The sequence below is a fragment of the Klebsiella pasteurii genome (genome assembly GCF_018139045.1).
GTDB classification, from domain to species: domain Bacteria; phylum Pseudomonadota; class Gammaproteobacteria; order Enterobacterales; family Enterobacteriaceae; genus Klebsiella; species Klebsiella grimontii.
Genome location: NZ_CP073236.1, coordinates 4,454,715 through 4,476,681 on the forward strand (window position 1 = coordinate 4,454,715; position 21,967 = coordinate 4,476,681).

At 55.9% G+C, this 21,967-nt stretch carries 19 protein-coding genes and 3 tRNA genes; 16 read left to right on the forward strand and 6 right to left on the reverse strand.

All coding sequences use genetic code 11. The features are described 5' to 3' along the window. Positions 1-44 precede the first annotated feature (44 nt). From mscM to rsgA, 3 genes are all read right to left on the reverse strand, one after another. Entirely contained in the window at positions 45-3,371 is a 3,327-nt protein-coding gene (gene mscM / locus KCG39_RS20950) for a miniconductance mechanosensitive channel MscM (protein ID WP_004128051.1), read from the reverse strand. A gap of 23 nt (positions 3,372-3,394) precedes the next feature. Further along, positions 3,395-4,357: an archaetidylserine decarboxylase gene (gene asd / locus KCG39_RS20955; protein WP_004128055.1), complete on the reverse strand. Its 963-nt coding sequence runs from the start codon at positions 4,355-4,357 to the stop codon at positions 3,395-3,397. 94 nt (positions 4,358-4,451) lie between these two features. Beyond that, positions 4,452-5,513 (reverse strand): small ribosomal subunit biogenesis GTPase RsgA, encoded by a 1,062-nt coding sequence (rsgA, locus tag KCG39_RS20960; RefSeq protein ID WP_004128058.1) that lies wholly within the window; start codon positions 5,511-5,513, stop codon positions 4,452-4,454. 94 nt (positions 5,514-5,607) lie between these two features. Here rsgA and orn point away from each other — a divergent pair, with 94 nt between their 5' ends. Then, the gene (gene orn / locus KCG39_RS20965) at positions 5,608-6,153 is read left to right on the forward strand and encodes an oligoribonuclease (RefSeq protein WP_004128059.1); all 546 of its coding nucleotides are present in this window, start codon (positions 5,608-5,610) and stop codon (positions 6,151-6,153) included. 41 nt (positions 6,154-6,194) lie between these two features. Here the strand turns inward: orn and KCG39_RS20970 are convergent, their stop codons facing one another. Next, complete coding sequence (locus KCG39_RS20970; RefSeq protein ID WP_049112901.1) at positions 6,195-6,926, reverse strand: arginine ABC transporter substrate-binding protein; 732 nt, start codon at positions 6,924-6,926, stop codon at positions 6,195-6,197. A 286-nt stretch (positions 6,927-7,212) separates the two neighbouring features. Here KCG39_RS20970 and KCG39_RS20975 point away from each other — a divergent pair. The 3 genes from KCG39_RS20975 to KCG39_RS20985 all read left to right on the forward strand — a co-directional run bounded on the left by KCG39_RS20975 (position 7,213) and on the right by KCG39_RS20985 (position 7,549). After that, positions 7,213-7,288, forward strand: a tRNA-Gly gene (locus KCG39_RS20975). 85 nt (positions 7,289-7,373) lie between these two features. Next, a tRNA-Gly gene (locus tag KCG39_RS20980) sits at positions 7,374-7,449 on the forward strand. A gap of 24 nt (positions 7,450-7,473) precedes the next feature. Further along, positions 7,474-7,549: transfer RNA gene (locus KCG39_RS20985), tRNA-Gly, on the forward strand. Positions 7,550-7,818: 269 nt separating this feature from the next. Here the strand turns inward: KCG39_RS20985 and queG are convergent. Next, a complete protein-coding gene (queG, locus tag KCG39_RS20990; RefSeq protein ID WP_024360250.1) occupies positions 7,819-8,958 on the reverse strand; it encodes a tRNA epoxyqueuosine(34) reductase QueG in 1,140 nt (379 codons plus the stop codon). A gap of 13 nt (positions 8,959-8,971) precedes the next feature. On the opposite strand from queG, the gene nnr reads away from it, so the two are divergent. The 9 genes from nnr to hflC all read left to right on the forward strand — a co-directional run bounded on the left by nnr (position 8,972) and on the right by hflC (position 19,205). Next, positions 8,972-10,483 (forward strand): bifunctional ADP-dependent NAD(P)H-hydrate dehydratase/NAD(P)H-hydrate epimerase, encoded by a 1,512-nt coding sequence (gene nnr, locus KCG39_RS20995; protein ID WP_176690202.1) that lies wholly within the window; start codon positions 8,972-8,974, stop codon positions 10,481-10,483. Further along, positions 10,476-10,937, forward strand: a complete 462-nt coding sequence (gene tsaE / locus KCG39_RS21000) for a tRNA (adenosine(37)-N6)-threonylcarbamoyltransferase complex ATPase subunit type 1 TsaE (protein WP_004128070.1) — start codon at positions 10,476-10,478, stop codon at positions 10,935-10,937. The genes nnr and tsaE overlap by 8 nt, the downstream gene beginning before the upstream one ends. Before the next feature lie 16 nt (positions 10,938-10,953). Next, entirely contained in the window at positions 10,954-12,285 is a 1,332-nt protein-coding gene (gene amiB / locus KCG39_RS21005; protein ID WP_049115787.1) for an N-acetylmuramoyl-L-alanine amidase AmiB, read from the forward strand. 10 nt (positions 12,286-12,295) lie between these two features. Further along, complete coding sequence (mutL, locus tag KCG39_RS21010; protein WP_049115785.1) at positions 12,296-14,176, forward strand: DNA mismatch repair endonuclease MutL; 1,881 nt, start codon at positions 12,296-12,298, stop codon at positions 14,174-14,176. Next, positions 14,169-15,119 (forward strand): tRNA (adenosine(37)-N6)-dimethylallyltransferase MiaA, encoded by a 951-nt coding sequence (miaA, locus tag KCG39_RS21015; RefSeq protein ID WP_049115784.1) that lies wholly within the window; start codon positions 14,169-14,171, stop codon positions 15,117-15,119. Before mutL ends, miaA begins: the two co-directional genes overlap by 8 nt. Positions 15,120-15,211: 92 nt before the next feature. Next, on the forward strand, positions 15,212-15,520 hold the full coding sequence (gene hfq / locus KCG39_RS21020; RefSeq protein ID WP_004097968.1) for an RNA chaperone Hfq: 309 nt from the start codon (positions 15,212-15,214) through the stop codon (positions 15,518-15,520). Positions 15,521-15,595: 75 nt separating this feature from the next. Beyond that, positions 15,596-16,876, forward strand: a complete 1,281-nt coding sequence (gene hflX, locus KCG39_RS21025; protein WP_004128082.1) for a ribosome rescue GTPase HflX — start codon at positions 15,596-15,598, stop codon at positions 16,874-16,876. A 65-nt stretch (positions 16,877-16,941) separates the two neighbouring features. Continuing rightward, a complete protein-coding gene (gene hflK / locus KCG39_RS21030; RefSeq protein ID WP_004128085.1) occupies positions 16,942-18,198 on the forward strand; it encodes an FtsH protease activity modulator HflK in 1,257 nt (418 codons plus the stop codon). A gap of 2 nt (positions 18,199-18,200) precedes the next feature. Further along, complete coding sequence (hflC, locus tag KCG39_RS21035) at positions 18,201-19,205, forward strand: protease modulator HflC (protein ID WP_004128087.1); 1,005 nt, start codon at positions 18,201-18,203, stop codon at positions 19,203-19,205. Between the two features lie 67 nt (positions 19,206-19,272). Here the strand turns inward: hflC and KCG39_RS21040 are convergent, their stop codons facing one another. Beyond that, the gene (locus tag KCG39_RS21040) at positions 19,273-19,560 is read right to left on the reverse strand and encodes a hypothetical protein (protein WP_004128090.1); all 288 of its coding nucleotides are present in this window, start codon (positions 19,558-19,560) and stop codon (positions 19,273-19,275) included. A gap of 217 nt (positions 19,561-19,777) precedes the next feature. On the opposite strand from KCG39_RS21040, the gene KCG39_RS21045 reads away from it, so the two are divergent. The 3 genes from KCG39_RS21045 to nsrR all read left to right on the forward strand — a co-directional run bounded on the left by KCG39_RS21045 (position 19,778) and on the right by nsrR (position 21,953). Further along, positions 19,778-19,975: a DUF2065 domain-containing protein gene (locus KCG39_RS21045; RefSeq protein ID WP_004097978.1), complete on the forward strand. Its 198-nt coding sequence runs from the start codon at positions 19,778-19,780 to the stop codon at positions 19,973-19,975. Positions 19,976-20,077: 102 nt separating this feature from the next. Then, on the forward strand, positions 20,078-21,376 hold the full coding sequence (locus KCG39_RS21050; protein WP_123828550.1) for an adenylosuccinate synthase: 1,299 nt from the start codon (positions 20,078-20,080) through the stop codon (positions 21,374-21,376). 151 nt (positions 21,377-21,527) lie between these two features. Beyond that, positions 21,528-21,953 (forward strand): nitric oxide-sensing transcriptional repressor NsrR, encoded by a 426-nt coding sequence (gene nsrR, locus KCG39_RS21055; RefSeq protein WP_004097980.1) that lies wholly within the window; start codon positions 21,528-21,530, stop codon positions 21,951-21,953. The last annotated feature ends 14 nt before the right edge of the window (positions 21,954-21,967 follow it).

The window sequence follows — 21,967 nt, forward strand, 5'->3', positions numbered from 1 at the left end:
CGTGCGACCGTTCTGGCCTTGCCTGCGTTCAGGCAAGGCCGTTCTTACAGACTGCCGGGGGCGCGGCTGGTTTTCCCTGCCGAAGTCAGCGCTCTGCTGCTTTTTCTGCCATCAATGCTCTCCAGACGCATCTGGAACGGCGGGAACGGCATATCGATCCCGTGCTCGCGGAATCCGGCCAGAATCAGCTGATGCATCTCGTGGCGCAGCGGCATACGGTGACCCATTTCGGCGGCGTAGATACGCAGCTCGAAAATCTGGATCCCCTGCTGCAGGTCAACGAGGAACGCTTCCGGCGCCGGGGTATCGATAACTAACGAACAGCGGTGCGCGGCATTTAACAGGATCTGCGCAACCTCTTCGGTATTGGCATCCACCGGCGCAGGCACCGTCAACACTACGCGGGTCACGGAATCCGACAACGACCAGTTGATGAACTGTTCGGTGATGAACGCCTTGTTCGGCACGATAATCTCTTTACGGTCCCAGTCGCTGATGGTCGTGGCGCGGGTATTAATACGCGTCACGCTGCCGGTGAGATCGCGAATAGTGACCGTATCGCCAATCCGTATTGGTTTCTCAAACAGAATAATCAGGCCGGAGATAAAGTTGGCGAAGATCTCCTGCAGACCAAAACCGAGACCGACGCCGAGGGCGGCAATGAGCCACTGCAGCTTGGCCCACTCGATGCCAATCATCGAGAAGCCGACCAGACCGCCAATCAGCATCAGCAGATATTTAGTGATGGTGGTGATGGCATAGCCGGTGCCCGGCGTCAGTTCCAGATGCTGGAGGATCGCCAGTTCCAGCAGCGCGGGCAGGTTGCGCACCAGTTGGGTGGTAATAATCAACACCAGGATGGCAATCAGCACCGCGCCGAGGGTAATCGGCTCCAGGCTCTCAACGCCCTGCACCGTAGAGGTGACGTCCCACAGCGAGATATTCTCCAGGAAGCCAAACGCGGAGTGGATTTCTGACCACAGCACGATAACCGACACTAGCGCAATCAGCATCAGCAGGGAGCGCACCAGACGTAACGACTGGGTACTGATGGCATCCAGATCGACCTCGCTGACCTCGGCTTCCATTGAACCTTCCGGGCTGCTGGTATGCTGAGCCTCTTCTTCACCACGCGCGCGCTGGGCGAGGATCTCCGCCCGTCGATGCTTGGCGCGATCGAACGCCAGGCGGCGGCGCTGGATCAACATCCAGCGGCGAATGATGTGATAGACCACCAGCAGCAGGAACCAGATGGCGACCGAGGTTTCGAGCCTGGCGAGCAGCGCCTGCGCCGTGGCGAGATAGCCGATCGCCGCCGCCAGCATCGCCACCAGCGGCGCGCCGAGCAGCATATTCCACAGCAGCCGGTTCAGCATATTGTCGCCGCTGCCTTCTTTGTCGAGATACAGCGGGATGCCGGCGCGTTTCAGGCTCAGGGTCACCATCGCCAGCGCGCCGCAAATCAGCATAAAGCAGAGGCGGCCCAGCGAGGCGGAGAATTCGCGATCGTTGAGGTTATCGAAGGTAATCAGCGCCATAATCAGCGGCACGATCAGCCCGATGCTCATCAGGTAGTAGCGCATCGCTTTGCTGACGCGGCTACGCGGCCAGCCGAAGTGGGCGATGAACAGGCCGTTTGGGCGGGCGAATGTAGCGCAAATCATCACCACCCACAGCAGCGGCACCGTAGCGGTAACGCTATCGCCAATGGCGACCGCCAGCGGGAAAGGCCAGGCGGCCTGCAGGCCATAGCCCAGCGTCATCCACAGTACCGGCAGCGGCGAGGCCACCAGTATTGACCAGAACACCGTGCGCAGCGTGAGCCAGAAGTGATCCTGCGTCACCTTACCGACGCGCGCGCTGGAGCGCTCAAGGAAGCTGGTGAAATGGCGTCGTGAGCTAATACTGAACCCCACCAGAATGAGCGCGACGAAGAGCGGCAGCAGGGTCTCTTTGCTGGTCAGCATCATCATGCTGGCTTTGCCGAGCTGGCTCATGGTATCGAGCGAGATCAGACGGCGTAGGTCCTGAACGATCTCCAGCGGCCATGAGAAGCCGATTGGGCTGACGTCGGAGGTCCAGAACAGATAGCGGTGGGTCGCTTCGTTGATCTCTTTAAGCGCATCTTCAAGCTGGCCGTTGGCGACTTTCAGCTTGGTCAGTTCGAGCATAAGCGTATCGCCGCCGCGTAGCAGGGAGTTGAGCAACTCAGTCTGCGTACGCATCTGAGCCTGCAGAATACGGTTCTGCTCGCTGGTGAGCGGCTCCCCATCCGCCTGACGAATTTGTCTTAGCTGAGGCTGCTTGCCGAGCTGATCTTCATAGCGCAGGCGCTGCACGCGCAGCTGAGCCATTTCGGTATCCAACTGCTGCGGTCGCGGGATTTCCGGCAGCCGCGCAACCTGCGCGCGCAGGGCTTCGCCAAGCAGATTGGAAGAACCCAGCCACTGAGACTGCTCGCGCAGGGTGTTTAGCGCCTGACGCACCTGGAGAGTTTGATTGGTCGCCTGGCGCTGCTGCGAGGCGATCAGATCCATGCGCTGCGCCTGCTGGTTGAGCGCCTGCGACAGCTCGCGGTTAACTTTAAACTGCGCCACGATATCCGGCGGCAGGTTTTCGCTGTTTTCCGCCAGTAGTTCGGTGCTTTCCAGCGCTTTCTCCGCCTCGCGCTGCCGTTGGTTGTTTAGCTGATTACGCAGCGCTTGTAGCCAGGCGTCGAGCTGTTCGCTCTCTTTCTGCGCCAGCTCGGAGCGCAACCGCGAAAGTTCCTGGCGGTTATTGGCGGAGAGCTGGGCCAGATCCAGCTCATCGACCAGCGCTTTCAGCCGCGCGGACTCCGCCTGCAGGCCAAGATTCTGCGCCTGCGCCAGCGGCGTATTGCTGTTTTGTGCGCCAACCCGGCGCTCAACCTCGTTCAGTTGGCGGCGGGCATCGCTCTGCTGCTGCGGCAGCTGGTTAAGCGAATCGGCGATATCGCGGGCGCGATCCTGCTCCTGCTGAGCTTTACGGCTGGCTTCCAGCAGCTGGCTGCTGACCTGGAGAATCTCCTGGTTCAGCGCATCGGAGGAGAGAGTAGTGGAGACCTGGCGCGGCTCATCGCTCAGATTATTGAGCTGCGCGCGCAGGTTTTGCGACAGTTTGGGGAAGTTATCGATAACGTCCTGGTACTGACGGACGCGCTCAAGGGAAGCATTACGCTCCTCAAGGGCGTTGAGGGCAGATTGCAGGACTTCGACGGTCTCAGGCTGGGCGGGCTTCGCCGCCTTCGCCTGTTCCAGTTCCTGAGCTATCTGTTTAGCATCCGGGGCTGTCGCTGCGTACGCCCCAAAACTGAGGCACCAGGCCAGCAGGAAAGTGTATATCAGGCGCACGGCGTGACCTTTTCTTTCAGGAATTAACCTTTGTCTTGTTTATCGTCAACCAGCGGACTGGCGGCGTGTTCCGCGCGGACTTCTTCTTCTGCCAGCGGCGCGGGCTCGGCCGGCGCTACGGCTTCAGGCGCGGTTGCCAGCGGCTGGCCTATTTTAGTGACCGACAGGCTGTGTAACTGCTCAATCAGCGTCACCTTGCCTGGCGAAAATAGGTTGATCACCGTGGAGCCCAGTTTAAAGCGGCCCATTTCCTGGCCTTTCAGCAGGGCGACAGAGCCTTCGCTATCACCAGCAGGCCAGGTCCAGCGCTTAATGATGCCTTCGCGCGGCGGCGTGACGGTACCGGACCACACGGTTTCGATGCTGCCGACGATGGTGGCACCGACGAGGATTTGCACCATAGGACCAAACTCAGTATCGAACAGGCAGATGACGCGCTCGTTGCGAGCAAAAAGATTCGGCACGTTTTGTGCGGTCAGGTGGTTTACGGAGAACAGATCCCCCGGCACGTAGATCATTTCGCGCAGAATACCGTTGCATGGCATATGCACGCGGTGGTAATCGCGCGGCGAAAGATAGGTGGTGACGAAGCTGCCGTTACGGAACAGGTCCGCCATCTGGTAGTTACCGGCCAGCAGCGCTTCCAGGCTGTAGTTATGGCCCTTAGCCTGCAAAATTTTGTCGTCTTCAATGGCGCCCAGTTGGCTGATGACGCCGTCGGCGGGCATCACCAGCACGCTCGGGTCGGTATTTAACGGACGCACGTCGTCGCGCAGCGGACGAACGAAGAAGTCGTTAAAGGTACGGTAGCTGGCGGTGTCAGGCTTTTGCGCCTCTTTCATATCGACCTTGTAATATTTCACGAACAGATCGATGACCAGTTTTGTCAGCCAGCCTGCTCGTTTGCGTGCACCCCAGCCTGCGAGGCGGGTGAGCCACAGTTTAGGCAGAATGTATTGCAGTGAAAGTTTAAGATCGTTTAACAAGGTAGCCTCCAGGCCATTATTTGTCGTTCCTGGCCCCGCGGAGCAGCGGAGCCTGAAAAAAGGGGGACGATTCTAACGATGCTCAGCTTAAATGTCAGTCATCGGTTGATGAAAAGCTTTTACGCGTTTTTACCTGTACCTGCGCCATGCTTTCCAGAATGCGATGGTAGTTTTCAAACCGGCTTTCGGCGATTTCACCCTTCTCAACCGCTTCGCGAATGGCGCAGCCCGGGTCATTGTCGTGCTTGCAGTCGCGGTATTTGCACCGGCCTAAATAATCATGGAATTCGACAAAGCCGTGGGTGATTTGTTCCGCGTCGAGATGCCACAAACCAAACTCGCGTACGCCCGGCGAATCAATCACATCGCCGCCGTGCGGGAAGTGGTACAGGCGCGCGGCCGTGGTGGTGTGCTGCCCCAGTCCTGAGACGTCCGAAACGTCATTGGTGAGGATTTGGTCATCATGCAGGCCCAGCAGCGCGTTCAGCAGGCTGGATTTGCCTACCCCTGACTGCCCGGCAAAGATACTGATACGATCGGTGAGCGCCTCTTCAAGCGGCTTCAGGCCATCCTGCGTGCGGCTGGAGACCATCAGTACGCGGTAACCAATATGGCGATAAATGTCCATTTGCTCGTTGACGAAGGCCATGCTCTCCTGATCCAGCAGATCGATCTTGTTGAGTACGATCAACGGCTCGACGTTTAGCGCTTCGCAGGCCACGAGATAGCGGTCGATAATATTCGGAGAAAGCTCAGGCAAAATCGCGGAAACAATGACAATCTGATTGATATTGGCGGCGATGGGTTTGACGCCGTCATAGAAATCCGGACGCGTCAGTACGGAAGTTCGTTCATGGACGGCCTCGACGATGCCCTTAACGTTGACGCCGTCAGCTTCGCTTTTGCCAGGCCGCCAGACCACGCGATCGCCGGTGACCAGCGAACGGATAGTGCGGCGTATGTTGCAACGGTGGACGCTACCGTCGGCGGATTCGACATCGGCATGCATGCCAAAGCGGCTAATGACTGTCCCTTCAGATTTTTCACCGAACAGGTTGTCGTCAAAATCGGCCTTCTCCGAAGTCGTTTTCAGGCGGCGCTGGTGGTTGGCCTTCACGCGGCGCTGTTGGCCTTTGGAGAGTTTATTTTTACTCAATCGAACTGGCTCCTGGTCGCCCTGTACGGGCAAAACCTCTATGATACACGCTATTTTAGATGAATATAGTGACGTAAGAAGGGTGGAAAATAACATGAGTGCAGATGAAAACAACCTGATTTGGATCGATCTTGAAATGACGGGGCTGGATCCGGAGCGCGATCGCATCATCGAAATCGCCACCCTGGTGACCGACGCGAATCTGAACATTCTGGCGGAAGGGCCGACGATTGCGGTACACCAGTCAGACGAGCAGCTGGCGCTGATGGACGAGTGGAACGTGCGTACCCATACCGGCAGCGGGCTGGTGGAACGGGTGAAGGCGAGTACCCAGGGCGATCGTGAAGCCGAACTGGCGACTATCGAATTCCTCAAAAAGTGGGTACCGGCAGGTAAGTCGCCAATCTGCGGCAATAGCATCGGCCAGGATCGTCGCTTCCTGTTTAAATATATGCCGGAGCTGGAAGCATATTTCCATTACCGTTACCTGGACGTCAGTACGCTGAAAGAGCTGGCTCGTCGCTGGAAGCCGGAAATTCTCGACGGCTTTAAGAAACAAGGTACGCACCAGGCGATGGACGATATTCGCGAATCGGTCGCGGAACTGGCCTACTATCGCGAACACTTTATTAAGCTTTAACGCCCGTGCCGGGGCCAAGAACGCCCCGGACATTCCCCTGCCTATTTAAACCACTTCTGTTCCATGGCCTGAAACTCCGGTGAGGCTTTTACGACTTCCAGAGCGGCATTAATGTTATTCAGCAGCTCAGGATCGTCTTTACGTACCGCAATGGCGTACTGCTTACCGTAGTAGCCGGGATCCGTGGCGCGTTCGTCCATCATGGCGTAGTCGGGGTTATCCTGGAGCCATTTCGTTAACGTCTCCTGATCGCCCATCACGCCGCTAATGACGCCTTCTTTCAGCGCGCTCAGAGCGCTTTCGTCGCTGTCGTAAGGCACCGCATGCACGGCTTTTTGTTTGTCCCGCAGATAGCGCTGATGAAGGGTGCCTTTTACGACGCCGATTTTTTTATCCTTCAGATCGGCAAAGGTGTGGGCGGCGTCTTTCGCTGTGACAACTACGCCGGACAGCGCCTGACGATAGGGATGGCTGAACGCAACCTGCTTTTCTCGCATTGGAATCACTTCGATACCGGCAATCACGGCGTCGAATTTCTTAAAGCGCAGCGCCGGGATGAGGGTATCGAACCCCTGGGGAGTGAATTTGCATTCGACCTGCATCTGTCTGCACAGCGCGTTGGCCAGGTCGATATCAAAACCCGTGGGCTGATTTTTACCATTGACGGTTTCATACGGCGGATTGGCCGTCGTTGTCCCAAAATGTAGCGTTGTTGCCGATGCTGTTCCTGTGGCAAGCGTGGCCAGCAGCAGGACGGTAAGCGCTTTTTTCATTTTATTTCCCTGGTTGTCATCGTTGTTGACCGTCAGCGGGCGATATCCGCCTATAAACTTGAGCGATTTTGCGCCTTTAGCGGGCCCGGAAAAAGTGATTTTGCCGCATTTGCTGGTTATTTAGACAATTCAGGCCGGTGTGTGGTGATAAAGTGGTCACTTAAACCAAAAACGAAAAAAATTGCGCTCAGGGGGGTTGCAGGTAAATCGAATTCTCGTATAATGCGCCTCCCGTGACGAAGCAGAAATGCAAATCACGACGCCATAGAAATATGGCCAGAAGTATGCGGGAATAGCTCAGTTGGTAGAGCACGACCTTGCCAAGGTCGGGGTCGCGAGTTCGAGTCTCGTTTCCCGCTCCAAAATTTGAAAGTACCATCCTAATCACAGGATTTCGAGTTGCGATAAAGCAGCTAACGCAGAAGCGACTTGAAAGACAAAGATTAAGCGGGAATAGCTCAGTTGGTAGAGCACGACCTTGCCAAGGTCGGGGTCGCGAGTTCGAGTCTCGTTTCCCGCTCCAAAATTTGAAAGTTACCACACCCAAGCGGGAATAGCTCAGTTGGTAGAGCACGACCTTGCCAAGGTCGGGGTCGCGAGTTCGAGTCTCGTTTCCCGCTCCAAATTTCTTCTCATATTCAGTTTATCCACAGCGCAACTACGCGTCATGGATGCTTTTCGCGATGTCCTGAAAATACTGTGAACAGAGTTATCCACAGGTTAGTCTTTCGTCTTTTCTCAGGAAAACACTTCACTATGTAAATAGTATTCTTATATGTGCCTGAAACGTAAGGGTTAAATTTCATTTCAAAGTGTTAATCCGATCACTTGACGAACGTCTGCCCGTTGAAACGCAATGTGTTTTTATTTTTATTCACACCCTGTGAATGAATCAGGCGTCGCGCGGTAGCCCTTTTTCAACCACCCTGACCAGCCGTAGCTTCTTGGGCAATTGCACCTCAACCACATTGGCATTTCGTTTTGCCATTTGCTGCGTCATCGCCCACTCGATGTGTTCATCGAGAAGTGGGTGCTCACCCCGGCGGCTCTCCAGCGCCTTGAGGTTGGCTTCATCCCAGGGCGCATTGCCCAGCGCGACGGCAATATTACGTAGCCAGCGCAGATGGCCAATACGGCGAATAGCCGATCCCTCCGTCACTTTTAGAAAATATGACTCGCTCCAGGTGAAAAGCTCCAGTAGCTCTGGGGCATGCAACGCTTTGCGCGGGCTGAAATCGTCTTCATCAGTCAGCTGCGCGAAGCGGTTCCACGGGCAAATCAGCTGGCAATCATCGCAGCCGTAGATGCGGTTACCGATCAGCGGGCGGAACTCTTCCGGGATGGCGCCTTCCAGTTCAATCGTCAGATAGGAGATACAGCGTCGGGCATCGACGGTATAGGGCTCGACGATGGCGCCGGTTGGGCAGATAGTCATGCAGGCCACGCAGCGCCCGCACTCTTCCTCGACGGGTTGGTCGATGGGGAGAGGGAGGTCGATTAGTAGCTCGCCGAGGAAAAAGAACGAGCCGGCATCGCGGCTGAGGATGAGTGAGTGCTTACCTGTCCATCCCAGCCCTGCTTTTTCGGCTAAAGGGCGTTCAAGAATCGGCGCGGAATCGACAAAAGGTCTAAAATTGAGCGAAGCACACTGCGCCTGAATCATCTCACCTAATTTTTTCAGGCGATGACGTAACAGCTTATGATAGTCCCGTCCGAGGGCGTAACGGCTAACGTAACCCCGCGCGGGATCTTTCAGGGTGCGGGCGAAAGCGGCATTAGCAGGCAGATAGTTCATCCTCACGCTAATCACGCGTAAGGTACCTGGCTGGAGTTCATGAGGGCGCGCGCGCATCATGCCATGGCGCGCCATCCACTCCATTTCGCCGTGGTATTGTTTATCCAGCCACGCCTGCAGTTTAGGTTCGCTGGCGCTGAGATCGGTATCGGTAATACCGACCTGCTGGAACCCCAGCTCTGTGCCCCACTGTTTGATTTGCTGCGCTAAATGATTGAGATCGAGGGGCTGTGACATGATGGACCATACGATGACGAAAAACACCGACAGTATACCACATATCATCTGGCCGGCGGAGGCGCTACGGCGGGCGGAAAAAGAGGCGGCGGATGCCCTTGGGCTGACGTTATATGAGCTGATGCGCCGTGCGGGCGAAGCGGCTTTTGAACTTGCCTGCGAACAGTATCCAGGAAGCCAGCACTGGCTGATTCTTTGCGGCCACGGTAATAACGGCGGAGACGGCTACGTGGTGGCGCGCCTGGCGCAGGCGCGCGGGATTCAGGTCACGCTGCTGGCGCTGGAGAGCGAGAAGCCGCTGCCGGAAGAGGCCAGCCTGGCGCGTGAAGAGTGGCTCAATGCCGGCGGGACGATTCACGCCGCGAACATCGTCTGGCCTGAAGATATCACATTGATTATTGACGGTCTGCTCGGTACCGGGCTACAGAGCGCGCCCCGGGAAAACGTCGCTGAGCTTATCGCGCATGCTAACGCTTATCCGGTGCCGGTTGTCGCGCTCGATATCCCCTCAGGTCTGAACGCGCAGACAGGTACGACGCCAGGCGCGGTTATCCATGCCGCTCATACCATCACGTTTATTGCGCTTAAGCCGGGGCTGCTGACCGGCAAAGCTCGCGATGTCGTGGGCCGCCTGCATCATCACGCTTTAGGGCTTGACCGCTGGCTGGCAGGCCAGAAGACGGCAATCAGTCGATTCGATGCGTCGCAGCTTTCCGACTGGCTGCCGCCACGACGCCCAACCTCGCACAAAGGCGACCACGGTAAGCTGGTGATTATTGGCGGCGAACCGGGTACGGCGGGAGCCATTCGGATGAGCGGGGAAGCGGCGCTGCGTGCGGGCGCAGGGCTGGTGCGCGTCCTGACTCATAAGGATAATATCGCCCCCGTTCTGACCGCCAGGCCGGAGCTGATGGTCCATGAACTGACATCCTGCGCGCTTGAGGAAAGCCTGCAATGGGCGGATGTCGTCGCGATTGGGCCGGGTCTTGGTCAGAGCGAGTGGGGTAAGAATGCGCTGCGCCAGGCGGAGAATTTTCGCAAACCGATGGTCTGGGATGCGGATGCGCTGAACCTGCTGGCAATCAATCCCGATAAACGTCACAATCGCGTGCTGACGCCGCATCCCGGCGAAGCCGCCCGTCTGCTGAACGTGAGTGTGGCAGAAATTGAAAGCGATCGCTTACATTCTGCACAACGTCTGGTAAAACGTTATGGTGGCGTTGTGGTGCTAAAAGGTGCAGGAACGATCGTGGCGAGCGAAACGGGCGAAATGGCTATTATCTACGCCGGTAACGCTGGGATGGCCAGCGGCGGGATGGGCGATGTGCTGACCGGTATTATCGCCGCGTTGTTAGGCCAGCGCCTGACGCCGTATGATGCTGCCTGCGCCGGATGCGTTGCTCATGGCGAAGCTGCCGATCGGCTGGCGGCGAGACATGGCACCCGCGGAATGCTGGCGACCGATCTTTTTTCCACGCTCAGGCGTGTTGTTAACCCGGATGTGATTGACGTAGACCATGATTAACCGAGTGATTCCTTTACCCGATGAGCAGGCGACTTTAAGCCTTGGCAACCGCGTCGCGCAGGCATGCACTGGCGCGACGGTCATCTATTTGTATGGCGATTTAGGGGCGGGTAAGACCACCTTTAGCCGCGGTTTCCTTCAGGCTCTCGGTCACCGTGGCAACGTTAAAAGCCCAACCTACACCCTCGTAGAGCCTTACAGTCTCGATAATTTGATGGTCTATCACTTCGATCTGTATCGCCTGGCGGATCCTGAGGAACTCGAGTTTATGGGGATCCGCGATTATTTTACTGACGATGCTATCTGCCTGGTGGAATGGCCGCAGCAGGGCACGGGAGTACTGCCGGACCCGGATGTTGAAATTCACCTTGAGTATCAGGCACAAGGGCGTGAGGCGCGCGTAACCGCGGTCTCCTCATTGGGTAAGTCTTTATTGGCGCGTTTGGCTAATTAGCCTGAAGGACGACGGGATGATGTATCGCATAACCAGTTGGCTGGCTGCCGCACTGATGCTGTTTAGCATTCAGGCTACTGCGGCAAGTTTATCCGATATCCAGGTCTCAAATGGAGATCGGCAGGCCCGTATTACCATTAGTTTTATCGGCGAGCCTGAATATTCGTTTAGCCCCCAGGGCAAACGCATCGTGGCGCTGGATATCAAACAGACCGGCGTACTCCAGGGGCTACCGCTGCAGTTTAGCGGCAATAATCTGGTAAAAAGCATTCGTTCCGGGACGCCGCAGGATACGCAGTCGCTGCGCTTGTTGGTGGATTTAACTGCCGATGGCAAAACCCGCGCGGTGAAACAGCAGAACGGCTCTAACTACACCGTGGTGTTTACGATTAACGCCGACGAGCCGCCTCCGCCACCGCCGCAGCCGGTGGTGGTTAGACAGGCGGAAAGGCCCGTGGCGCAGCCCGTGCGTCCGAGCGAACCCGCACGTAACCCGTTTAAAGCCGATAACGACCGGCTTACTGCGGTGACCAGCACGAGTAGCGTAACGCGTCCCGCTGCGCGTCCCGTGTCCTCCGATGATAAAGTGATTATCGCCATTGATGCCGGTCACGGCGGCCAGGATCCGGGCGCTATTGGCCCGAATGGCACGAAAGAGAAGAATGTGACTATTGCCATTGCGCGTAAGCTCCGCGCGCTATTGAATGCCGACCCTCAGTTCAGGCCGGTGCTGACGCGCGACGGCGATTACTTTATTTCAGTCATGGGGAGATCTGACGTCGCGCGTAAGCAAAACGCCAATTTCCTTGTCTCAATTCACGCCGACGCCGCGCCGAATCGCGATGCCACCGGAGCCTCGGTTTGGGTGCTTTCCAACCGCCGCGCGAACAGCGAGATGGCCGGCTGGCTCGAACAGCATGAGAAGCAGTCCGAGCTGCTGGGCGGCGCGGGCGATGTACTGGCCAACAGCCAGTCTGACCCTTACCTGAGCCAGGCGGTGCTGGATTTACAGTTCGGCCATTCCCAGCGCGTCGGGTATGATGTGGCGACCAATGTGCTGAGCCAACTGCAGCGGATCGGCGATTTACATAAGCGCCGCCCCGAGCATGCCAGCCTGGGTGTACTGCGCTCGCCGGATATCCCGTCGATCCTTGTCGAAACAGGTTTTATTAGTAATACAGGCGAGGAGCGGCTGTTGGGCAGCGATGCCTATCAGCAACAGGTCGCAGAGGCGATTTATAACGGTCTGCGTAACTACTTTATGCAGCATCCTCTGCAATCCGCGCCGCGCGGAGCAGCCGCGCAGACCGCCAGCGCAGGTTCGTCTGATGGGACGTTGTTAAATTAAGGAGACGGCCATGCCGATTCAGGTTCTACCGCCGCAGCTCGCCAACCAGATTGCCGCAGGTGAAGTGGTGGAACGACCGGCTTCGGTGGTCAAAGAGCTGGTGGAAAATAGCCTCGATGCCGGGGCGACGCGCATCGACATTGATATTGAGCGCGGCGGGGCGAAGTTAATCCGCATTCGCGATAACGGCTGCGGCATTAAAAAAGACGAGCTGGCGCTAGCGCTGGCCCGTCACGCCACCAGTAAAATTGCTTCGCTGGACGACCTTGAGGCGATCATTAGCCTCGGCTTTCGCGGCGAAGCTCTGGCCAGTATTAGCTCAGTGGCTCGCCTGACCTTGACCTCGCGTACCGAGGATCAGCAGGAGGCCTGGCAGGCCTATGCCGAAGGGCGCGATCAGGCGGTCACCGTGAAGCCAGCGGCGCACCCGGTGGGGACAACGCTTGAAGTGCTGGACCTGTTTTATAACACCCCCGCCCGGCGCAAGTTTATGCGCACCGAGAAAACCGAATTTGGCCATATTGACGAAATCGTCCGGCGCATCGCGCTGGCGCGTTTCGACGTCACTATCAACCTCAGCCACAATGGTAAAGTCGTGCGTCAGTACCGGGCGGTATCGCAGGACGGCCAGCGTGAGCGGCGTCTGGGCGCGATCTGCGGTATACCCTTTCTCGAACATGCCCTGGCAATTGAGTGGCAGCATGGCGATCTTACCCTCAGCGGCTGGGTGGCCGATCCTCTGCATACCAATCCGACGCTGGCGGAGATTCAATATTGCTACGTCAATGGGCGGATGATGCGCGATCGCCTGATTAATCACGCGATCCGTCAGGCTTGTGAAGATAAACTGGGGGCCGATCAGCAGCCTGCTTTTGTGCTGTACCTGAAGATAGATCCGCATCAGGTGGATGTGAACGTTCACCCGGCCAAACATGAAGTGCGTTTTCATCAGTCGCGCCTGGTGCACGATTTTATCTATCAGGGCGTGCTGAGCGTCCTGCAGCAGCAGCTGGATGTACCGTTGGCGGAAGAGGGCGATGAGTCCGCACCGCGGCAGGTGCCGGAAAACCGCATTGCGGCAGGCGGCAATCATTTTGCCCAGCCGGCGGTCGCGCGTGAAAACGCGGCTCCCCGGTATCGTGATGAGCCCGCCGCGCCGCGCTTTAACGCCAGCGGTTCGTCGGGGCCATCTTCAACTGGTGGAGCCGGCTGGCCGCATGCGCAGCCAGGCTATCAAAAACAGCAGGGTGCGCTCTACCGCCAACTGCTGGATACTCCTGTCGCGGAGCGCAAACCCAAATCTCCCACACCGACGGCGGAAGGCCTGTCAGGTCATAGCCAAAGCTTTGGCCGCGTGCTGACGATTATCGATAGCGACTGCGCGCTGCTGGAGCGCGACGGTAAGTTAGCGCTGCTGGCCCTGCCGGTCGCTGAGCGCTGGCTGCGCCAGGCACAGCTGACGCCGGGCGCAGAGGCGGTTTGCGCCCAACCGTTGCTTATCCCGCTGCGGATAAAAGTGTCCGAAGAGGAAAAAGACGCGCTCAAGCAGGCGCAGTCTGCGCTGGCAGAGGTCGGGATTGAACTCCAGTCCGATGCGCACCACGTGACGATCCGCGCAGTGCCTTTACCCTTAAGACAACAAAATTTACAAATCTTGATTCCTGAACTGATAGGCTACCTGGCGCAGCAAAAAACCGTCGACGTCGGCAATATTGCCCAGTGGATGGCGCGTAACCTGGCGAGCGAGCATGCGCAGTGGAATATGGCGCAGGCGATTGCCGTCCTGGCGGATATTGAGCGCTTATGTCCGCAGCTGGTTAAAGCGCCGCCGGGTGGTCTGTTACAACCTGTTGATTTACATTCGGCGATGAATGCCCTGAAAGATGAGTGATGTAACCGAGGCAAGCCTGCCTAAGGCAATATTTTTAATGGGCCCGACGGCCTCTGGTAAAACCGCATTGGCGATCGCCTTACGTAAAGTTTTGCCAGTAGAGTTGATTAGCGTTGATTCAGCCCTCATTTATCGAGGAATGGACATCGGCACGGCCAAGCCGGATGCCGCGGAGCTAAGCGCTGCGCCGCATCGGCTGCTGGATATTCTTGATCCGGCTGAGGCTTATTCCGCAGCGGATTTTCGTCGTGCTGCGCTGGCTGAGATGGCTGATATTGTTGCCGCGGGGCGTATTCCGCTACTGGTTGGCGGAACGATGTTGTATTTCAAGGCGTTGTTGGAAGGGTTGTCGCCTCTACCCTCGGCTGACCCTGAGGTCAGGGCCAGGATCGAGCAACAGGCCGCAGAGCAAGGATGGAACGCGTTGCACCAGCAGCTACAGGAAATTGATCCGGTTGCCGCCGCGCGTATTCATCCAAATGATCCGCAAAGACTTTCCCGAGCACTGGAAGTTTTTTTCATTTCGGGTAAAACTTTAACGGAGCTGACGCAAACGTCAGGTGATGCTCTGCCGTATAAGGTGCACCAGTTCGCCATCGCCCCGGCGAGCCGTGAACTGCTCCATCAGCGCATAGAACAGCGTTTTCATCAGATGTTGGCTTCAGGTTTTGAAGCAGAAGTGCGGGCGCTTTTTGCCCGGGGAGATTTGCATACGGATATGCCTTCCATTCGTTGTGTCGGATATCGCCAGATGTGGTCGTACCTAAATGGCGAGATCCCGTATGATGAAATGGTTTATCGAGGTGTTTGCGCCACGAGACAGTTGGCTAAACGTCAGGTTACCTGGCTGCGCGGTTGGGAAGGTATTCACTGGTTAGACAGTGAACAACCTGAACAAGCGTTCAACAAAGTATTACAGGTTGTTGGTGCTAGCCTGGACTGAACGTGTACAATTGAACAGGTATCGTGCGTAATTTTTTTAAGAATCGTAAGGTTCTGAGTACAAAACAAGCATACATATAAGGAAAAGAGAGAATGGCTAAGGGGCAATCTTTACAAGATCCGTTCCTGAACGCTTTGCGTCGGGAACGTGTTCCGGTTTCTATTTATTTGGTGAATGGTATTAAGCTGCAAGGGCAAATTGAGTCTTTCGATCAGTTCGTGATCCTGTTGAAAAACACGGTCAGCCAGATGGTCTATAAGCACGCAATTTCTACTGTTGTCCCGTCTCGCCCGGTGTCACACCACAGCAACAATGCTGGTGGCGGTACAAACAACTATCACCACGGTGGTGGTGCGCAGGGTTCTTCTGCGCCGCAGCAAGACAGCGAAGACGCCGAATAAGGCAGATGCTGTTTTTCCACGTCGGGGAGCCAGGTTTTCTGCGTTCCCCGCTGGTATTTTATAAGGGGTTTACGCTTGTTTGACCGTTATGATGCCGGTGAGCAGGCGGTACTGGTACACATCTATTTTTCGCAAGACAAAGATATGGAAGATCTCCAGGAGTTTGAAACTCTGGCCTCTTCCGCCGGTGTCGAAGCAATGCAGGTGATTACCGGTAGCCGTAAAGCACCGCACCCGAAGTATTTTGTTGGTGAAGGTAAAGCTGTCGAAATTGCGGAAGCCGTAAAAGCGACCGGAGCATCGGTCGTGCTCTTCGATCATGCCCTGAGTCCGGCACAGGAACGAAACCTGGAGCGCTTATGCGAATGTCGGGTTATCGATCGTACCGGCCTGATTTTAGATATTTTTGCCCAGCGAGCGCGTACCCACGAAGGGAAACTACAGGTCGAGCTGGCGCAGCTGCGCCACATGGCGACTCGCCTCGTTCGCGGCTGGACCCACCTTGAAAGACAGAAAGGCGGGATTGGTTTGCGCGGCCCGGGTGAAACCCAGCTCGAAACTGACCGCCGTTTGCTGCGTAACCGCATTATGCAGATCCTGGCGCGGCTGGAAAAAGTTGAAAAACAGCGCGAGCAGGGACGGCGGTCACGCGCTAAAGCCGATATTCCAACCGTGTCGCTGGTCGGTTATACCAACGCCGGTAAATCCACGTTGTTCAACCAGATAACTGAAGCCGAGGTCTATGCTGCGAACCAGCTGTTCGCTACTCTGGATCCAACGCTGCGCCGCATTGACGTCCCTGATGTTGGCGAAACCGTACTGGCGGATACCGTAGGTTTTATCCGCCACCTGCCGCACGACCTGGTGGCCGCGTTTAAAGCGACGCTCCAGGAGACGCGCCAGGCGACGCTGCTGCTGCATATCATTGATGCGGCCGATGTGCGCGTGCAGGAAAACATTGACGCGGTAAATACGGTGCTCGCGGAAATCGAGGCCGATGAGATCCCGACGCTGCTGGTTATGAATAAAATCGACATGCTGGATGATTTTGAGCCGCGTATCGATCGGGATGAAGAAAATAAACCGATTCGGGTCTGGCTTTCCGCCCAGACCGGGGTTGGTGTACCGCTGCTTTTTCAGGCTTTGACGGAACGGCTTTCTGGTGAAGTGGCGCAGCACACGCTGCGCCTGCCGCCGCAGGAAGGCCGGTTGAGAAGCCGGTTCTATCAGCTTCAGGCGATAGAGAAAGAGTGGATGGAGGATGACGGTAGCGTTGGTCTGCAGGTGCGCATGCCGATCGTTGACTGGCGTCGCCTCTGTAAACAAGAGCCAGCGCTGGTTGAATACGTGATTTGACCTTGCAGCTTGCCTGAAGATATTAACCCCTGTGGGGATATCAAAAACAAATATGGAGCATATACATGGCGTGGAATCAGCCCGGTAATAACGGACAGGACCGCGACCCGTGGGGAAGCAGCAATAACCAAGGCGGCAACTCTGGGGGAAATGGCAATAAAGGCGGTCGCGATCAGGGACCTCCCGATCTGGATGATATCTTCCGTAAGCTAAGCAAAAAACTTGGCGGCCTGGGTGGCGGAAAAGGTGGACTGGGCGGCGGTAGCGGCTCTCAGGGACCTCGTGGGCCAATGGGCGGGCGTATCGTCGGCATCGTTGCCGCCGCTGCGGTTATTATCTGGGCAGCCAGCGGTTTTTATACCATTAAAGAAGCTGAACGTGGCGTCGTCACTCGCTTTGGTAAATTTAGCCATCTGGTTGAGCCTGGCCTTAACTGGAAACCGACCTTCATTGATAGCGTTCAGGCGGTTAACGTTGAGTCGGTCCGTGAACTGGCGGCTTCCGGCGTCATGCTGACGTCTGACGAAAACGTCGTGCGCGTTGAGATGAACGTGCAGTACCGCGTGACCGATCCGGAACGCTATCTGTTCAGCGTCACCAGCGCGGACGATAGCCTGCGTCAGGCTACCGACAGCGCCCTGCGCGGCGTGATCGGTAAATACACCATGGACCGTATCCTGACTGAAGGACGTACCGTCATTCGTAGCGATACTCAGCGTGAGCTGGAAGAGACCATTCGTCCGTACAACATGGGGATTACCCTGCTGGACGTCAACTTCCAGACGGCTCGTCCGCCGGAAGAAGTAAAAGCCGCGTTTGATGATGCGATTGCCGCACGTGAAAACGAACAGCAGTACATTCGTGAAGCGGAAGCTTACACCAACGAAGTTCAGCCGCGGGCTAACGGTCAGGCGCAGCGTATTCTGGAAGAAGCTCGCGCATACAAGACCCAGACCGTTCTTGAAGCTCAGGGTGAAGTGGCTCGCTTTGCGAAAATCCTGCCTGAGTATAAAGCGGCTCCGGAAATTACCCGCGAGCGTCTGTATATCGAAACCATGGAAAAAGTGCTGAGCCATACGCGCAAAGTGCTGGTTAACGATAAGGGGAGCAACCTGATGGTTCTGCCTCTGGATCAGATGCTTAAAGGCGCCGGCGCGCCGGCGGCAAAGAGCGATAGCAGTGGCGCAAGCGATCTGCTGCGTCTGCCGCCTGCATCCAGCTCAAACAGCGCCAGCAACGCTTCTACCTCTACGGGAGGCACTATTATGGACCAACGCCGCGCCAACGCGCAGCGTAACGACTACCAGCGTCAGGGGGAATAACGATGCGTAAATCTGTTATCGCGATAATTGTCATCGTGCTGGTGGTGCTCTACATGTCCATCTTTGTTGTTAAAGAGGGCGAGCGCGGGATCACGCTGCGTTTTGGTAAAGTTCTGCGCGACGATGAAAACAAACCTCTGGTGTACGCGCCAGGACTGCACTTCAAGATTCCGTTTATTGAGTCTGTGAAGATGCTCGATGCGCGTATCCAGACGATGGACAATCAGGCTGACCGCTTCGTCACCAAAGAGAAGAAAGACCTGATCGTTGACTCCTACATCAAGTGGCGCATCAGCGACTTTAGCCGTTACTACCTGGCAACCGGCGGCGGTGATATCTCCCAGGCCGAGGTGCTGCTGAAACGTAAATTCTCTGACCGTCTGCGTTCTGAAATTGGCCGTCTCGATGTGAAAGACATCGTGACCGACTCCCGCGGTCGTCTGACCCTGGAAGTGCGCGATGCCCTGAACTCAGGCTCTGCGGGCACGGAAGATGAAGTCAGCACGCCGGCTGCCGATGACGCGATTGCCAAAGCGGCAGAGCGTATTGAAGCAGAAACCAACGGTAAGGTTCAGGTGATCAACCCGAACAGTATGGCGGCGCTGGGTATTGAAGTCGTCGACGTGCGAATCAAACAGATCAACCTGCCGGCTGAAGTGTCTGAAGCGATCTACAACCGTATGCGCGCCGAGCGTGAAGCGGTTGCCCGTCGCCATCGTTCGCAAGGGCAGGAAGAAGCTGAAAAACTGCGCGCGACCGCGGATTATGAAGTGACCAAAACGCTGGCGGAAGCCGAGCGTCAGGGACGTATCCTGCGCGGTGAAGGCGACGCTGAGTCGGCGAAACTGTTTGCTGACGCATTCAGTCAGGATCCGGGCTTCTATGCCTTTATCCGTAGCCTGCGTGCGTACGAGAACAGCTTCCAGAGCAATCAGGATGTGATGGTTCTCAGCCCGGACAGCGATTTCTTCCGCTATATGAAATCACCTACGGCGGCTGCTCGCTAATAAGCGTTCGTAGATGGAATAAGTGAAAAGGCGCCTTGTAAGGCGCCTTTTTTACAACTGAGCTAAATTAGTTGCCAAGCAATTTATTTATCAGCCCACCGAATAACGGTACGCTTGCTAGCGTGCTTTCAATCACACCGCCGATTGTTGAACCTATCGTACTACCGATAGTTTCTCCAAGCCCTGGCGCGATGGTCGACAGATTGATTGTGCCAAGGATAGGTAAGTCAACGCTCAGAGTACTGCCGAGTGACCATACTGCAGAGCCTGTCTTACCACCCAGTGAAGCCAGCCCATCTTGCAGCCAGCCCGCGCCGCTTACAGCGTTGATTTCAGTTGCGGTTAATTCTCTCATAATAATCCTCCTGATTATCTTATGCTCGTATCGAATCTTGATACGCTATGCATACTTGCAATTTAAAAAACAACCTTCAATACAATGGGTTATGAATTTTGTTTCATAAAATTAGTTCATAATGATGATGAAATAACTGACAATGTGAAATGAGGATAAACACAGCATTGACTAGCATCGGGTGCTGTATCGGGCGGCGTATAAATAAGGGTAAATAATGAACTCAACAATCTGGCTGGCGCTGGCGCTGGTTTTAGTACTCGAAGGACTCGGGCCGCTGCTTTACCCGCGAGCCTGGCGTCGAATGGTCGCCACGATGAGTCAATTACCGGATAATTTATTACGCCGGTTTGGCGGTGGTCTTGTGGTTGCTGGCATCGTCATCTACTACATGTTGAGGAAAACGATTGGCTGAGCGTAAAGTAGACTAATTTCCCGTCTTTCGAGTGCAAAAAGTGCTGTAACTCTGAAAAAGCGATGGTAGAATCCATTTTTAAGCAAACGGTGATTTTGAAAAATGGGTAACAACGTCGTCGTACTGGGCACCCAATGGGGTGACGAAGGTAAAGGGAAGATCGTCGATCTCCTGACTGAACGGGCTAAATATGTTGTGCGCTACCAGGGTGGTCACAACGCCGGCCATACTCTCGTAATCAACGGTGAAAAAACCGTCCTCCATCTCATTCCATCAGGTATTCTTCGCGAGAATGTCACCAGCATCATCGGTAACGGTGTTGTACTGTCTCCGGCTGCGCTGATGAAAGAGATGAAAGGTCTGGAAGACCGTGGTATCCCTGTTCGCGAGCGTCTGCTGCTTTCTGAAGCTTGCCCGCTTATCCTCGAATATCACGTCGCGCTGGATGTCGCCCGTGAAAAAGCGCGTGGCGCGAAAGCTATCGGTACGACCGGTCGCGGTATCGGCCCGGCTTACGAAGATAAAGTGGCTCGCCGCGGTCTGCGCGTTGGCGATCTGTTTGATAAAGCCACCTTCTCTGAGAAACTGAAAGAAGTGATGGAATATCACAACTTCCAGTTGGTGAATTTCTATAAAGCCGAAGCGGTTGATTACCAGAAAGTTCTGGATGACGTGATGGCGATTGCCGACATCCTGACCGCGATGGTTGTTGACGTTTCCGATCTGCTCGACCAGGCGCGTAAGCGTGGCGATTTCGTCATGTTTGAAGGCGCGCAGGGTACGCTGCTGGATATCGACCACGGCACCTACCCGTACGTGACCTCCTCCAACACCACCGCTGGTGGCGTTGCGACCGGCTCCGGTCTGGGTCCGCGTTATGTAGACTACGTGCTGGGTATCATTAAAGCCTACTCCACTCGCGTAGGCGCAGGTCCGTTCCCGACTGAGCTGTTTGATGAAACCGGCGAGTTCCTGTGCAAGCAGGGTAACGAGTTTGGCGCCACCACCGGCCGTCGTCGTCGTACCGGTTGGCTGGATGCCGTGGCGGTACGCCGCGCGGTGCAGATTAACTCCCTGTCGGGTTTCTGCCTGACTAAGCTGGACGTCCTGGACGGCCTGAAAGAAGTTAAAATCTGCGTTGCCTACCGTATGCCGGATGGCCGCGAAGTGACAACCACTCCGCTGGCTGCTGACAACTGGGAAGGCATCGAGCCGATTTATGAAACCATGCCGGGCTGGTCTGAAACCACCTTTGGTGTGAAAGAGCGCAGCGGCCTGCCGCAGGCAGCGCTGAACTACATCGCACGCATTGAAGAGCTGACCGGTGTACCGGTTGATATTATCTCTACCGGTCCTGACCGTACCGAGACGATGATTTTGCGCGATCCGTTCGACGCGTAATTATCTCCAGGGGCGCCGTTAAGGCGCCTCTTGTTTTTGCTGTTCGCCCGCCCCATTTAAATAAATTAGCGGCCTGAGCGCTGGCTGGTTTATCATCAATAGTAATTACGTCTACCGACGCACTCTGTTTTTCTTTTCCCTGAGGTTGATTGTGCAGTTAACGAGTTTCACTGATTACGGATTACGCGCGCTGATTTATATGGCGTCGCTACCGGATGGAAGAATGACCAGCATCTCCGAAGTGACGGAGGTTTACGGCGTTTCCCGTAATCATATGGTTAAAATAATCAATCAGCTAAGTCGCGTGGGGTACGTGACCGCGGTACGGGGAAAAAATGGGGGCATTCGTCTGGGGAAACCGGCAAATATGATTCGCGTGGGGGATGTTGTTCGCGATCTTGAGCCGCTCTCGTTGGTCAACTGCAGCAGCGAATTTTGCCATATTACGCCCGCCTGTCGTCTTAAACAGGCGCTTGCTGAAGCCGCGCAAAGTTTTCTCAAGGAACTGGATAACTACACGCTGGCCGATTTGGTTGAAAAGAATCAACCGCTTTATAAATTATTACTGGTGGAGTGACGTAAACTTCACTG